Raw genomic sequence first — 14,060 nt, forward strand, 5'->3', positions numbered from 1 at the left:
TTCCCGAAATGGTATGGTGAGGCCTATTACTAACTCATTGAATATAATCCAACAACAACTCACAGGAAACGGACATATTACAACAGGTGTGGGAGCGAACCAAACCAAATTAACAGATTCATTATCTATTATTCAAAGACAATTTGCACAGCAGCGATAAAAGACGAACGCACTACAAGAAGAACTCCAGGGACAAGGGACTTGAGGGGGCTTCGATGTGGGGCTTTTTTATTTTGGAGGGAGTTTTATATGGATAAAAAGACATTAAACAATATTTTTCATGTGTATTGCTTCTATAAAGTTCGTTTAAAAGAAGAATCAGAGCCACGTGTTAGCCGGAATAAGCTAATTTATGATAATCCTATACGAAACTATTACGAAAGTTTCGTAGACTGTCTGAGGGAGTTCTGTAAAGCGAGAAGTGATGTTTTAGTTCATTCATTCTATCGATTCCTCGTAGATGCTGTTAATTCGTTAAATAAACAAGAAAGAATATTGATTTACGAGCGTTATTTACATAAAAATCACTACAAATCTGATAGGCAGCATTACCTTGCGATGGATATAACGCCACAGGATTATAAAAAGCAGATGAATCCGGCAAGAAGAAAGTTAATGAAGAACCTTGGAATAGAAGGTTTAGAGTTAAATATTCCGGAATGGATGAAGCGTTAGAGAGTGTTAGTTGAAATGGCATCTTTTTTATGGGTGGGCATTTTGCCCAGTGGTCCCCAAAAGGGGTGAACGTTCCGTTCGGTGGTTAATTTATTTGAAATTACATGTATGGTTATATTATTTTTAGTTTTTATTTTAATTCTATTGCATTTTACTATACTCACTGTTATACTAGTTAATGTAAACAACATAATGATTTACAGGAGGTTAATGGTTTAATGATGAAATCACTATATCGCATTCTCGAATTGGAAAAAGATGAAATTTCGTCTTCTGAAAAATTGGTTTTACTGACGATAGCGATCTACTCGAACGACAAGTTTATTCCGTTCTCAATTACAGAATTGGAGAATTACACGAATTTGAGTAGAGCTACAGTAACAAGATTAGTAAAACAATTAGAGGAAAAGGGATTCATCGAGGTTCAAAGGAATGGAACAGCAACAAATAATTACAAAGTAGTATTGTAAAAACAAAGAAAGAGCAGGAGATAGCGCCTCCTACTCTTTCTAAACCCATTATCCCTATGGAAAGGATGTATTATATGTTAACACAAAAAGAACAATTAGGACATCTTGCAGAAAAAACGGAGTTAGTAAATGAATTAGCCTGGATTGCACATGATTTACTTTCAGATGAAGATTACACCAAAGAGAACGCAGCGGAAGCGTTAATTAAAGTTATTAATAGGGAATTATCATACGTTTCCAAAGTATTTTAAAAAGTTTTTTATAAGTTATATAACAACTGGAGGTAATCTCATGGAAAATAAAACAAGAGCAAAAGAAATCGTTAAAACATTTATTAATTCATGTAAACATAATGGTGTTCCATTAGAAAAAGGCTGGGTACTCTTCGATGAAATGATGAATCTTGTTGAACAGAGAGTAACAGACGAAAAGGTATGGAAAGCTTTAATTGATAAAACAATCAAAGAATCTCAACATAAAGAAGGTGCAATGTTATGAGTGAAACGAACAGCATGATAGAAGAATTTGAAGTTTTGTTACATAAACTTATACTTGCAGCGAAGCATGGCGATGAAAAAGCGATAGATGACTTAGATATGGTAAAAGAATGGCTAAAGAATAATTAAGGCGTGGGAATCCACGTCTTTTTTTTATATTGCATTGGGGAATCCTACTTATATATTTCGAAAGTAGGTGGAGTGAATGGCTAAAGAGCATACATATCATGTAACTTTTTATTTTTCTAATGGGAAAGAATTTGATGGCAAAGTAGTAAATGAATATAACAAAGAAGACTATTTAGAAGGATTAGAAGATCTATTTCTTAAAGAAAAAACATTACTGATTAAGAAGCTAGGAATGTTAATACAAACTAAATATATTACGCATGTCAAAGTTATTGAAGTTGGAACTGAAACCAGAGCAGACAAAAAAGATACGTGAATTATTACGGAAAAGGATATATCATTGTTATAACGAATATTTTGGTAGAGGTGAAGCGCTATGACAGATAAAACAGGCGGCTCTCAATCCATATATGTCAGCAAAGACGTAGCAACGATGCTTAAAATCCAGGAGTCAACCTTGCGTAAGTACTGTATCATGCTTGAGGAACATGGGTACCACTTTCACAAGAATGAGCACGGCCACCGTGGATTCCTTGATAACGATGTTATAACACTAAGGAAGTTAATTGAAATTAAATCACATCCTGATATGACATTAAAACAGGCTTGTAACGCAATCATGACATGGGTTAAAGAAAATGATATGTCAGAGGTTGATACAAACGTTATAACGGAAAATGAGCAACATGACAAGCGGTATAACGAGCTGAAAGATATGATTAAACAGCAAAACGAGATGTTACAGCAGATGGCTAAGAAAATGGATGAACAGCAGCGGTATATCGGCGAGAAGTTAGAGAAACGAGATCAGCAATTAATGGGAGCTATCCGAGAAATGCAAGAAGAAAAACGGGTTTTGTTAGAGACAGCTTCTGCTAGTCAGGAAAAGAAATGGTTCCAGTTTTGGAAGTAGGGTTCCCCAATTATGGGGAATCTTTTTTATGCTTAAGTGGGTTTAAACCACTTAGAAGAAGAGAACTCATTTTAGCGTTTTGTGTATTGATTTTAAATAATTTCACGTACTGTATGAGGGTGTGATTATTACTCACCTCCCAATCTTAGGCGCTTTCTTATGAATCGACGGCTTTACTAGTAGTAAAGCCATCCCAAATTGGGAGGTCAGCTCCATAAGTTTAACTTAGTGACCTTTTTAACGACCTATGTTGAATCTAGAGCGTTGTCCATCGTGGACAATTATAAAAGTGAAACTATAGGTGAAATCATTTTTCACTCGCTAAGTGAAATTTCTCTATTCTACTTTTTTATTCGCTGAGATAGGTATAAAATCAACGTTTTCCATTGCATATCAATACAAAATGCAAAACTTCACCACTCTTTTCACCATAACATTCACCTATACTTTCACTTAATAAATTCAACTCTAATTCGAGCTTATTAAGCACAGTGGTAAGGAGGTTGTGAAACGCGACCCCCTTACCTTTTACTCAAAAATGAGTATCGCTATAGCGTAGGGTACTCAACTTTGAGCTGACCTTCATATTATGAAGACGATCCATACCCGTCTATTAGACGGACTTTCTCATAAAGTTAGGAAAAAGATTCGCTACAACTGGCTATGAGGATAAGGAATGATAAGCTAAATACTCCATTGAATTCTTCGCATTCTTGATATCACATTTTTATTAGGTACTACCTAATCTATCTCCCTTAGTGATAGCAAAAACCCCTTATGCTCTTCTTCATAAAATAGCCCCGCTGGTGAATGGACCAGGAACGCATATAAGAGTTGGTGCGTATAACTGGGCACTCCTTTGTTCGTGAACAAAATAAACTCAAATACTAAACGTTTTATGGAGTACTTTTTTCCAAACTCGGAAAATACAGTCCGCCAAACGGGCTCACTTTTAAAAGTAACATTACCGTTACCAAAAGGAGCGTTACTTTTACAAAACAAACTCGAATACTACGTTACTTTAATGCACACACAATGCACCCTTTTATGTAGTACTCATTGTAGTACTGCACCCCTTTTTAATGATGTACTGCATACTATACAGACCTTTTATAAGAGAGGTTAAGGCTAATAGGAACACTATTCCCTTCAGCTACAAAACAAACAACTCAAATAGGGTACTCATTAAGTGAGTGCCCTTATAATGCGTTCCGAAAACAGAAAGTATTTAACAAAACAAACGAACTCAACCAACGCAAATATTCGTTCGCTCATAAATAAATTATGTTTTTATAAAGATGTGTTATTCTTTTCGCGTTTTATCCAGTACAATCAATACTAAGGAGGAGATTATGTTGGATAAGAAAACACAAAAAACGCAAAAATCTGCAGCTCTAACACGCTGGCATAGCAACAAAATAACTTTAGCTCATAGATGGATTGATGATGAAGTAACTCAAAAACAAAGAAGAATGGTGCAAGGAGCTATTCATTTATGTGAATTAGGAGAAAATGTAGGATCTGAACAAAACAAAAAAAGACCTGTATTGATTATTTCAAATAACAACATTAACAAAAATAATACGAATGTTGTAGTAATCCCCTTATCATCTAAGTTAGCCACAAAAACTAACAAAAAAGGGACTGTTATTCCACGATACAGCACTCATTATTTTCTAAAAAAATCAAAATATACCTTTTTAGATAGTGATTCATCTGTTAAAACAGAACATATTGCTACTGTCAGCAAGGTAAGATTAGATGCATTTTTGGGTAAAATAGATCAAGATGATATTGATAAAGTGTCCATTCGATTAAAAACTCTTTTCGATATTTAAAAGCGTTAATTTATATCATTGGCTAAAACCTAACAGACAGTTGACGATTTTATTAAAATAAGTTATTCTTGAATTAAGATAAAGATAACTTTTACTTAGTCTACCTCGTCGTAGACAAACTCACACGATTAATTCAATACGTGATTTCTTCTTGAGAAGGGAACTTAGCATATTTATATAGCTCGGTTCCCTTCTTTTCATAACTAAGCACATATTTGTATTGTAACTACATATAATAAAATACGTAGCCTGTCTCGTCACAGGCAAATTCACCCCGATTATTTCTATGATCGGGGGTTTAATTTTTTAGCGGCTATATACCATCTAATTTAAGTCTACCCTATTTAAACACTATTCGATAAACACAACATTAAGGGGTTGTACTGTCCAAAAAGGTTGTTTAAAAAGTATATAAAAAATATAAAGAATATAAAAAAATAAGATGGTGCTGCAGCACCATCTCTTCCTTTTATCTCTCTTTAAATTTATTCATGTCTGTAATGTAGTCGTACTGGATTTCTTCAAAAGCTTTCCCGAATCGATTTTTCAGCAATTTCAATGTTATTTTTCGTATCTTTTCAGACTTTGCTTTATTTAGTTCTGTAGAATCTTGTATATCTTTAACTTTTTCTAACTCTAATGCTAATACAACATCGCTACTGTATTCGATTGATCCTGACTCCTTAAAAGAAGAGAAAGAAGCTTCTGAGTTGTAATTTCCTCTGTTAAAAGAAGAAACGGCGATTAAAGGTATATCAAAATCACGAGTGATTCGCTTTAATTCCGTTATATTTTTATCTACAGTTTGTTTTTCTGTCATTCTATCGTTAACTGGCTGCAAGATCTGAAGGTAATCTACAACAATAACAGGCTTTTTATTATGTAAACGGATATGTTTCTCTATCTCTTGACGGATCGTATATACATCAATATCAAACATACCCTCATGGATAAACAGATTTTTCGCCGTTTCTCCATACTCCCCAGTAGCCAAGTTGAAAATATCGTAGTTTTTAATTTTTCCACTTAACAAATCACGTGTATAAGTTATTTCACCGTTAATTTTCTTTTCGACTTTCAACTCTCCCATTGTTCTTACTAAAGATTTAGCAACTAATTCTTTACGTCCCATTTCTAGAGAGAAAAATAACACATGTTCTCCTTGCTCAGCTACTTTGTCTACGACCTCCTGAACAAAAGTAGTTTTTCCTAATGACGAAATTGCTCCTATTACATATAAACCTGTACGTAGTCCGCCCAATACATCATTTAACTTAGGGAAATGTAATTTGATTGGTTCTATAGGAACTATTTTTTCAGGATTAAAATAATCTGCCAAAACATGAAACGCACTATTACCATTAATGCATTTATCTATTTGTTCTTCTAAAAAGTTTTCTGTCCCTTCATGATCTGCTACAAGGTATTCATTTATATCTTTGTAGTCTGTTAAACTTGCTACATGAAGTGACATATTCATTTTCTTAAATTCAATTTGTAATTTTCCTTCAAGTTCTCTTCCAGCCTCATCATTATCAGCTATCAAAATAAATTGCTTCTGTCTTGCATCTTCCTCATTAAGTTTTATCTCTTTCATGAATTTAGAAGCGTTTGAAACACTATTTAAAGCGATTGAATGATAACCTAATGTTTCTATACTCAAAGCATCAAAATATCCTTCTACAACGAAAATAAACTGTATCTCGTTGTCTTTTATGTAATGTGGATTCAGTAATTCTGCATTGCCGATATTTTTATAACGCGGAAATTTCCGTTTATCAATTTCTTCATTATTGTTTGATCTACTTTCATCAAAACGAACAATAAAATAACGATCATTAACTGGTAGGATAATTCTATAAAACTGTGTCATCATATATGGTTTATTGTAAAAACACTCTCGTATTTCATCTTTTAACATTTTCACGGTTTTATCAGATACTACACCTAATCTATATTTTTCAATGATTTCAGGAGATAATCCACGATTTATAAAATAATCATCTTGTGCTAAACTAGCGTATACAGGATTATAATTATTTTCTTTAGCGTCTGTTGGTGTTGGAGCACTTACAGGCGCTTTTTCTATTGTTTCATTTAAGAAATCACGTTTTAACATTTCGACTGCTCCTTTAAAATCAACGTTATGCATTTTCATAGTTAAAGAGAAAATATCCCACGTTTCATTACATTTACTAAAGCATGTTGCAATACTTTTATTAATATCAACAGCGAAATTTTCATTTTTCCCTCCATGAATTGGACAAGGAATACTTTTAGACTTACCATTATCCTTAATAAGGATCTTTGCGTTTGTATATCTCTCTAATACATCTACTATACTAATCTTCTGTTTTAACATGTCTGCTTTCACTTCTACACCTCGTTTTTTTATATTTCTACATGATCTGTACGCCGATGCTGGCGTAAAACCATTCTATCAAATAAGGCGCCACCACCTAAAAGGTGGCTGCCTACTTAATATATCTAAATATATCTACGGAACTATGATTCTCTTATAAAGGTCTTAACCCCTTGTGGCTGTAAGGACAAGCTCTTTTTTTTAAAAAAATATTATCTACACCTCATGTATGGTTTGTCTACACCCCATGTATGGTTTGTCTACACCCCATGTATGGTTTTAACTTTCTAATCATCTACACCCCATGTATGGTTTATAAAGATTCAATATAACTCTGAGTGAGTTTTTCATTAGTAAATTCAATATTAAGAGATATCAGTTCTTCGAAACTGTCAAAATTATATTCGTTAAAATGAAAAGAGAAACCAAGGTTCGTTAACTCATCAAAAGAATCTTCTAATTGTGCTTTTAGCCATGAATATCCTTTGCTCTCAATAGTTTTAAAATCACTTTCCATCATATTCACTAGTGTTTTTACTGGAATTTTATAAAGGTGCTTATTAGTCTTTACACATTTTCTTCGTTTGTTATCGAATTGAGAAACCCTCATTATCTGTGTGAGCTTATCACAAAAGATGATAGCGTTTTGTTTTTTTAATTTCCAATATTCATTAGGAATATATTTCACTTGGTTTTCATTGGTATATTTGCACCATTCCTCTAAAATCACCCGTACACCTACAATTTTCTTTCCCTTTCTGATAGACAAAGTGGCTTCATCACTATCAGCGTAAATTATCCCTTTAAAATCCAAGTAATTACTTTCGATAGTTCTATATTGGTTATTGAATTTAGTAGGCATTTTCATAGTGAATTTACTTATAATTTCTACGTTTTCTATGAACGACCTAACAACTTCAGGACGTCTTTTTTGCTCTGTTAAACTAAAGAAATCATCTATACTTAAATTCAAAAATATATCCTTTTCTTTGTTGGCCTGCATTTCAATAAAATTAACGATTTTTAACTGTGAAGGATTCATTTTTTTTCTGATTGCTTCAAGTTCATTATCTACAAATAATTGTGCGTTAGATAGGTTTACGCTAAGTTTTCCAGTCCCCTTGTTACCTACTGATATTTCGGGTAAAACTCCCCACCCATCGGAGATTAAGGCATTTCTTTTACTCATGTATGATTGTTTAAATGTCTCGTTGAATTCATTAGATCGTGTGGCGAAAAAGTCCTTTGAATCTGGTAAGTTCTTATTTAAACTTTTTATATTAGTATCACTTTGGATGTTATTTTTAAAAATATCATTATTTTTACGGTATAGATCAATAACTCTATGTATAAGTAACTCGGTTTCTTTTAGTTCAAATATTTCACTTTTAATTTTACAAGTCACTTCTAATAACTCGTATTCTCCAATCTCTCTTTGAAATTCTTCGTATGTCATATTTTCAAGTTCTTCTTTACGTGATGCGAATTCTGCTGCTAATTTCCCTTCTTCTTGGTGTTTGATAATTAGTTTTTCATTTTCTATAGATTTTATATCCTTATCTATATTTTCAATTTCGAAATGCTCTAAGATGAAAGTACGAACAAAATAAGAAAAAGCATCAGATTCATTTTCGTTATATAAAGGTTTGCGGTTCATCACGAATTCTTCTACGGTCATACCGTCATCTTCGACGATTTTCACAAGATCCTTGTCATTCTGCACTGTTTTTAAGAGGTTGTCTTTAAATCGTTTGTTGGCATTTTGCAGACTGCTTTCAAATACTGGAGAAATTTGTTTTCGGAACTTTTTTAAATGTTTTACTGCCGCGAAAAAGTTTTTTTCGGCTTCGGCTTTCTCAACTTGTAATTTATTAAGCATTCATAATCCTCCGATACGGTTACTTATTATCTTGATATTCTTTTAATCTTAAGTAAAAAGTACTTCTAGTTAACCCGGTGATTTTACAAATCTCGTTAACTGTTTTACCACCTTGTTCATATAACTCAATAGCATGTTTAACCTTTGCGTTCTTATGACTGAATTGTTTAGGTCTACCGTTGTATTTCCCTTGTTCTTTTGCTATTGCGATGCCCTCTTTTTGGCGCATTTTGATTAAATCACGCTCAAGCTGGTTTACTCCAGCCATAACAGTAAGAAGGAATGTACTGTATGGATTATCACTTGTGGTATCGAGCCATGTATCTTTAATAGATTTAATGGATGCATTCTGTTCTTTAATTGTTTCAATTAATTTAAATAGGTCTTGGGTACTCCTACTAATACGTGTTAAATCACTTACGACGATGACATCATCTGTTTGTAAAGATTCCATCATTCGTTGTAACTCAGGACGATCTGTAGTTGCTCCACTTGTTTTTTCTTCAAATATGTACTCACAACCATACTCTTTTAATTGCTTTAATTGACGCGCTAGATTTTGTTCTTGCGTAGAAACACGCGCGTATCCATAAATGGCCATAAAAAAACACCTCTTTTTTATATCTTTCGTTACTTTATATTATAAACATAATTATTAGATGTGTAAATAGGACGTTTTAAAATAAGTGATAACAAGCCGTCTAAAAAGTCTTAATAGGGTGTACCTTTTTGAATAAAAAAACAACAAAAAAAGCTATTAAAACAACGACAATTATGGTATAATTAACCTATACAAAACGCCATTATATAGCGATTTGTTACATATATCAGATTGGCGGTGAATGAATGACAGAATTGCGGTGTAAATGTAATAAACTTCTCGCTAAAATCAATGGTGCAGTTGAAGTCGAAATTAAATGTCCAAAATGTAAACGAACAAATCGTTTTAAATAGATCATATATAACATTCAGAGGTTCTAGAAACCCTATAGCTTTCAATGGATTTTTTCTATTGGGAGTTGTAGGGTTTTTATTTTTAGAAAGGGGTTCAATAATGACAGAACAAGCCGTAATAGCACGTCGAGAGTATATGAAGAAGTGGAGAGAGAAGAACAAAGAAAAGCTTTCATCTTATCAAAAAGAGTGGAGAAAGAAGAATAAGGATAAGGTCGTGGGATATCAACAAAAGTATTGGGAAAATAAATCAAAATAGAGAGGGTTTTTATATGAATAATAAAAAACAAAAAGATCTCCCGTATATGCATGAAGTAGTATTGAGCGTACTACCTGCCGGAAGATCTAACGCAATTACATTTAAAGAAATTATGTCACGAGTTGGAGCGAGAAGCAATGAAGAACGTCAAATCCGTTCAATATTGAGCGAATTACCAACTATTTATAAACGTCCAGTTGCTTCATCATCAGAAAAGAAATACAAGGGATTTTTTCTTGTTGTAGATTTAGAAGATTTTCTTGTCGGGGATAGATCATTGGTAACGCGTGAGTTACATACACATAAGCGTCGTAACTCATATAGAGAAGCTTGTGCTCATTTATTTACTCCAGGAACAGGAGAGAATCGAGATGAATAATTCTCCTTATGAAGAATTAAAAATAAGCAGATTCGTTTTCGATGAGAATGTACAAAAGGATAGATTGGTAACAGATGTATATAAATTAAAGCTAACGGATCAATGGCGAGATAAATTACAAGAAATGTACGATTTAGATGTATTTGAATACTACGGAGAAATGTGTGCACAAGGCTCTATCGTAAATCGGTACAAGTTCTCCGCCGTTGTATGGGCCTTGCTAAATGGTGCTGGTCATATCTTTTCTGAAGATGAGACGGTAAACCTTGTTGAGACGGCTGTAAATCACTTAGGATTGGATGAATTAGCAATGGTGGTATTATCGGCATTAACAGCCGCTTTAATGCCACCTGAAGCGTATGAAGCGTTTAAAATGACTGTTCTGTCTTATGGGAATCAGGTGAATTTATAATGGCAGGACATGAACGAATTGGCGTTGATATAACCGTCAATAATGGACAAGCTGAGTCGCAACTAAGAAGTTTTCAACAAACAGCAGAACAAACTGGTAGTAAGATCGAACAAGCCTTTAGTAAGATTTCAGCGGTGGGAGACAAATTAACAGTTGGCGTTACTACTCCTTTAGCTGCTGTATCTGCTATGGGAATTAAAACAGCTATTGATTTCGATAATTCGCAAAAGAAAATCCAAAAAAGTTTAGGTGTGACTAGCGAAGAAGCTAAGCGACTTAATGGTGATGTTAAAGCTGTTTGGAAAGATGGATTCGGTGAAAATGTCGATGAAGTTAATAACTCATTAGTAACTACTAGACGTAACATGAGTGAAATTGATAACGGCAAAGAACTACAAAGGGTAACGAAAGATGCGATGCTCTTAGCTGACACGTTTGATAGTGATATTAGTGAAGTTACTCGTGGTGCTAATCAATTAATGGTCGGTTTCGGTATTTCGTCACAAGAAGCGATGGACTTATTAGCAAGCGGTGCGCAAAACGGATTAGATTTCTCAAAAGAGTTATTTGATAACGTGAGCGAATATGGACCTTTATTTGCGAATATGGGTTACTCAGCTGATGAATATTTCAATTTATTATCTAATGGCGCGAAAAACGGAGCTTACAATCTTGATTACGTGAATGACGTAATGAAAGAGTTCCAGATTCGTATTAAAGATGGTTCAAAAGGCGTTTCGGAGGCTATGGGAAGTCTTTCAGAGGGCACGCAGAAAACATGGAAAAGCTTCTTAGAAGGTAAAGCTACTGTAAAAGATGTAAACAATTCTGTCCTTAATGATTTAAAAGGAATGGATGATCAGGTTAAAGCAGGTCAGATTGGAGTTGCACTCTACGGAACGAAATGGGAAGATCTCGAAGCTAAAACAATGTACTCCTTAAACGAAATGCAAGGTGGTTTAGGTAAAACTACTGGTGCCATGAAAGATATGCGTAAGGCACAAGATGAGAGTATTTCTGTAAAGTGGCAAAAAACATTGCGAGAAGCTCAAACTGCATTAGAACCACTTGGGAAAATGCTGTTAGATATAGCTATGGATGTTCTTCCGGCTGTATCAGAAGCAGTTAAAGATGTTACAGGATGGTTTAATGATTTATCTCCAGGAGCACAGAAGGCGGTTATTGCTCTCGGAGGGATTGCCTTAGTTGCAGGCCCTACACTTTCTGTCTTAGGAAGATTTGGCGGAGTAATCGGTGGATTAGTTGGTAAAATAGGTGACTTTGCAAAAGTAGCTCGTATTGGCGCTACAGCAACCGCAGCGGTTGAAGTCGCTTCAGGAACAGCAGCGTTAGGTATGGGAGGATTAGGTGTAGCTATAGGTGGTGCAGCTGCGGCAGCGGCTCCTTTCGTTGCAGGTGCTGCTATTATTGGTGCTGCTGGATATGGAATTTATAAAGGGTTAACAACAGAAGTGATTCCAGCTGTGGATTTGTTTAAAGAACGTATTAACTATGCTGCTGATGGAACTATCGCTAGTGTAGATAAAATATCAAAAGGTACACAAAAAGCAGTCGGTGCGTTTATGGAGCTCTCACAAAAAACTGGTACAGAGTTAACGACAATGTACGCTACGCAAACAGCAATCAATGAAGAAAACATGCCTAAGATTGTTGGGCAATTTGAAGAAATGAAGAATCAGATTGTCGGAGCGTATACAAACCAAAGAGATGAAGCTATTAATAAAAATGCTGAAATGTTTACAAAGATTCAAGGATTAACAGCTGAGCAGCAAGCACAGATCATGGAGAAGACAAACGCCCATTATAACGAAAAAATTCAAGCTACAGAGAATGCGAAAAATAGAATTGCTGAGATTTATAACAATGCCAAAAATGAAAATCGTACTACTACTGAAGCGGAACATCAAGAAATTATGGGACTTCTGAATACTTTTAATCAGCAATCCATTGATGCTATGGCGAAAAATAAGGTAGAACAAGAGCTATTACTGTCTAATCTTAAAGAATCGAAAAGTCGTATTAATGCAGAAATGGCAGCAGATACGATTAAAAAGATGAATAAGCAGCGTGACGATGCAAAGAAAGCGGCTGAAGAGCAATACCAAGAAGTAAAACGATGGGTTATTGAACAGAGAGATGTTGTAGGTTCAATGACAGCGGAACAAGCGGAAACAGCAATTAACAACGCTAGAGAGCAAAGGGATAAAACGATAGAACATGCAGAATCAATACGTAAAGATGGTATTGAAAAATTAAAAGGTTCGTATAAAGACTTGGAAGATCAAGTTGATACAAGTACAGGTAATATTATGGATTTAGGCGGGAAATTAGCAAGATGGTGGGACGGATTAACATTCCCTAAAAAGGTTATGGAAATCGTATCTAAAGGCGGTCAGATGGATCAATATGGTCCTCATAATGCAAACGGGACACCATTCTTTAGCGGAGGACCTTCTTACGTAAATGAACGTGGTGGAGAGATTATGAATCTACCTCGTGGTACGCAAATAATCCCACACGACCTTTCAAAACGATATATCGATAGAGCGGCAGACAAGGCTTCTAATGGTCAAAATACTGTTGCAGGTGGATTTAACATAAATGTAAACGAAATGAACGTAAGACAAGAGAGTGACATTAATAAGATAGCTCAACAATTAGATCAACTACAGAAATCTAGAGCAAGAGGAGTAGGCATAATTTAATAATTAATATTGGAGGAATTTTAATGACTGAAAAACATATTGAAAAGGCAGAAACAAGAGCGGAATTAAAAAATAAGTCTTTAGACATGGTAAGAGGACAAGGACCAGAAGTAGATTCTTTAGAGGTTATTACAGAAGAAATGAACGGATCAAAGGAAGATCCAGGACAAACTAAACTTACAGAAAGAGAACGCGAAATTCATAACCAGGCTTACGAGTCACACCAACGTATTACAGAGTTGCAAAATCAGATGAAGGATTTAGAAAAATCCCGTGTGGAAAGTGAATTAAGAAATGAAGCACATCTTTATAAGCATTATGATTTCGGGATTCAGTACGCATTAAAAAATGATAAAGAAGCGACTGTTGAAGGCTTAAAAACGATTGATGATTACATTGAACGTGCAATATCTGAGGGGATTAAAGAGCGTGAGAAGCAAAAAGAAGATGCTGAGAAACAGGCTGAGAGGGAAGCTAAAGAAGAATTTAAGCGTGAAGTAGAAGAACATATTTTAAAACAGCACCAACAAAAGCCTATTAGGCCTCACCATACCATTTCGGGAAAAT

The 14,060-nt window shown here is 34.6% G+C and carries 16 protein-coding genes; 13 read left to right on the forward strand and 3 right to left on the reverse strand.

Annotation, left to right across the window (positions count from 1 at the left end; genetic code table 11):
* Positions 1 to 249 precede the first annotated feature (249 nt).
* From RT27_RS07065 to RT27_RS07090, 8 genes are all read left to right on the forward strand, one after another.
* Entirely contained in the window at positions 250 to 675 is a 426-nt protein-coding gene (locus RT27_RS07065) for a hypothetical protein (protein ID WP_043935671.1), read from the forward strand.
* A 218-nt stretch (positions 676 to 893) separates the two neighbouring features.
* Positions 894 to 1,145 (forward strand): helix-turn-helix domain-containing protein, encoded by a 252-nt coding sequence (locus tag RT27_RS07070; RefSeq protein WP_043935673.1) that lies wholly within the window; start codon positions 894 to 896, stop codon positions 1,143 to 1,145.
* 74 nt (positions 1,146 to 1,219) lie between these two features.
* Positions 1,220 to 1,396 (forward strand): hypothetical protein, encoded by a 177-nt coding sequence (locus RT27_RS35145; protein WP_197078001.1) that lies wholly within the window; start codon positions 1,220 to 1,222, stop codon positions 1,394 to 1,396.
* Between the two features lie 40 nt (positions 1,397 to 1,436).
* Positions 1,437 to 1,643 (forward strand): hypothetical protein, encoded by a 207-nt coding sequence (locus RT27_RS07075; RefSeq protein WP_043935674.1) that lies wholly within the window; start codon positions 1,437 to 1,439, stop codon positions 1,641 to 1,643.
* The gene (locus tag RT27_RS36070; RefSeq protein WP_269429666.1) at positions 1,640 to 1,771 is read left to right on the forward strand and encodes a hypothetical protein; all 132 of its coding nucleotides are present in this window, start codon (positions 1,640 to 1,642) and stop codon (positions 1,769 to 1,771) included. The genes RT27_RS07075 and RT27_RS36070 overlap by 4 nt, the downstream gene beginning before the upstream one ends.
* 76 nt (positions 1,772 to 1,847) lie before the next feature.
* Positions 1,848 to 2,087, forward strand: coding sequence for a hypothetical protein (locus RT27_RS07080; RefSeq protein WP_043935676.1), 240 nt, complete (start codon positions 1,848 to 1,850; stop codon positions 2,085 to 2,087).
* A gap of 141 nt (positions 2,088 to 2,228) precedes the next feature.
* Positions 2,229 to 2,684: a DUF3967 domain-containing protein gene (locus tag RT27_RS07085; RefSeq protein ID WP_231583604.1), complete on the forward strand. Its 456-nt coding sequence runs from the start codon at positions 2,229 to 2,231 to the stop codon at positions 2,682 to 2,684.
* A 1,352-nt stretch (positions 2,685 to 4,036) separates the two neighbouring features.
* Positions 4,037 to 4,522 (forward strand): type II toxin-antitoxin system PemK/MazF family toxin, encoded by a 486-nt coding sequence (locus RT27_RS07090; protein WP_052497700.1) that lies wholly within the window; start codon positions 4,037 to 4,039, stop codon positions 4,520 to 4,522.
* Between the two features lie 469 nt (positions 4,523 to 4,991).
* Here the strand turns inward: RT27_RS07090 and RT27_RS32340 are convergent, their stop codons facing one another.
* The 3 genes from RT27_RS32340 to RT27_RS07105 form a co-directional block, all read right to left on the reverse strand.
* A complete protein-coding gene (locus RT27_RS32340) occupies positions 4,992 to 6,896 on the reverse strand; it encodes a DnaB-like helicase C-terminal domain-containing protein (protein WP_052497699.1) in 1,905 nt (634 codons plus the stop codon).
* 301 nt (positions 6,897 to 7,197) lie between these two features.
* Positions 7,198 to 8,763: a hypothetical protein gene (locus tag RT27_RS07100; RefSeq protein ID WP_043935681.1), complete on the reverse strand. Its 1,566-nt coding sequence runs from the start codon at positions 8,761 to 8,763 to the stop codon at positions 7,198 to 7,200.
* Between the two features lie 19 nt (positions 8,764 to 8,782).
* Positions 8,783 to 9,364, reverse strand: coding sequence for a recombinase family protein (locus RT27_RS07105; RefSeq protein ID WP_043935682.1), 582 nt, complete (start codon positions 9,362 to 9,364; stop codon positions 8,783 to 8,785).
* Positions 9,365 to 9,817: 453 nt separating this feature from the next.
* Here RT27_RS07105 and RT27_RS34770 point away from each other — a divergent pair, with 453 nt between their 5' ends.
* The 5 genes from RT27_RS34770 to RT27_RS07130 all read left to right on the forward strand — a co-directional run.
* The gene (locus RT27_RS34770) at positions 9,818 to 9,976 is read left to right on the forward strand and encodes a hypothetical protein (RefSeq protein ID WP_156137700.1); all 159 of its coding nucleotides are present in this window, start codon (positions 9,818 to 9,820) and stop codon (positions 9,974 to 9,976) included.
* Positions 9,977 to 9,989: 13 nt separating this feature from the next.
* Positions 9,990 to 10,355 (forward strand): hypothetical protein, encoded by a 366-nt coding sequence (locus tag RT27_RS07115; RefSeq protein WP_043935684.1) that lies wholly within the window; start codon positions 9,990 to 9,992, stop codon positions 10,353 to 10,355.
* Positions 10,348 to 10,767, forward strand: coding sequence for a hypothetical protein (locus tag RT27_RS07120; RefSeq protein ID WP_043935685.1), 420 nt, complete (start codon positions 10,348 to 10,350; stop codon positions 10,765 to 10,767). Before RT27_RS07115 ends, RT27_RS07120 begins: the two co-directional genes overlap by 8 nt.
* A complete protein-coding gene (locus tag RT27_RS07125; RefSeq protein ID WP_043935686.1) occupies positions 10,767 to 13,493 on the forward strand; it encodes a phage tail tape measure protein in 2,727 nt (908 codons plus the stop codon). Before RT27_RS07120 ends, RT27_RS07125 begins: the two co-directional genes overlap by 1 nt.
* A gap of 23 nt (positions 13,494 to 13,516) precedes the next feature.
* On the forward strand, positions 13,517 to 14,060 hold a 544-nt coding region (locus tag RT27_RS07130), incomplete at its 3' end, for a hypothetical protein (RefSeq protein WP_043935687.1).

This window comes from Bacillus sp. L_1B0_5, from assembly GCF_000836715.1.
In the GTDB taxonomy this organism is placed as follows: domain Bacteria; phylum Bacillota; class Bacilli; order Bacillales; family Bacillaceae_G; genus Bacillus_A; species Bacillus_A thuringiensis_S.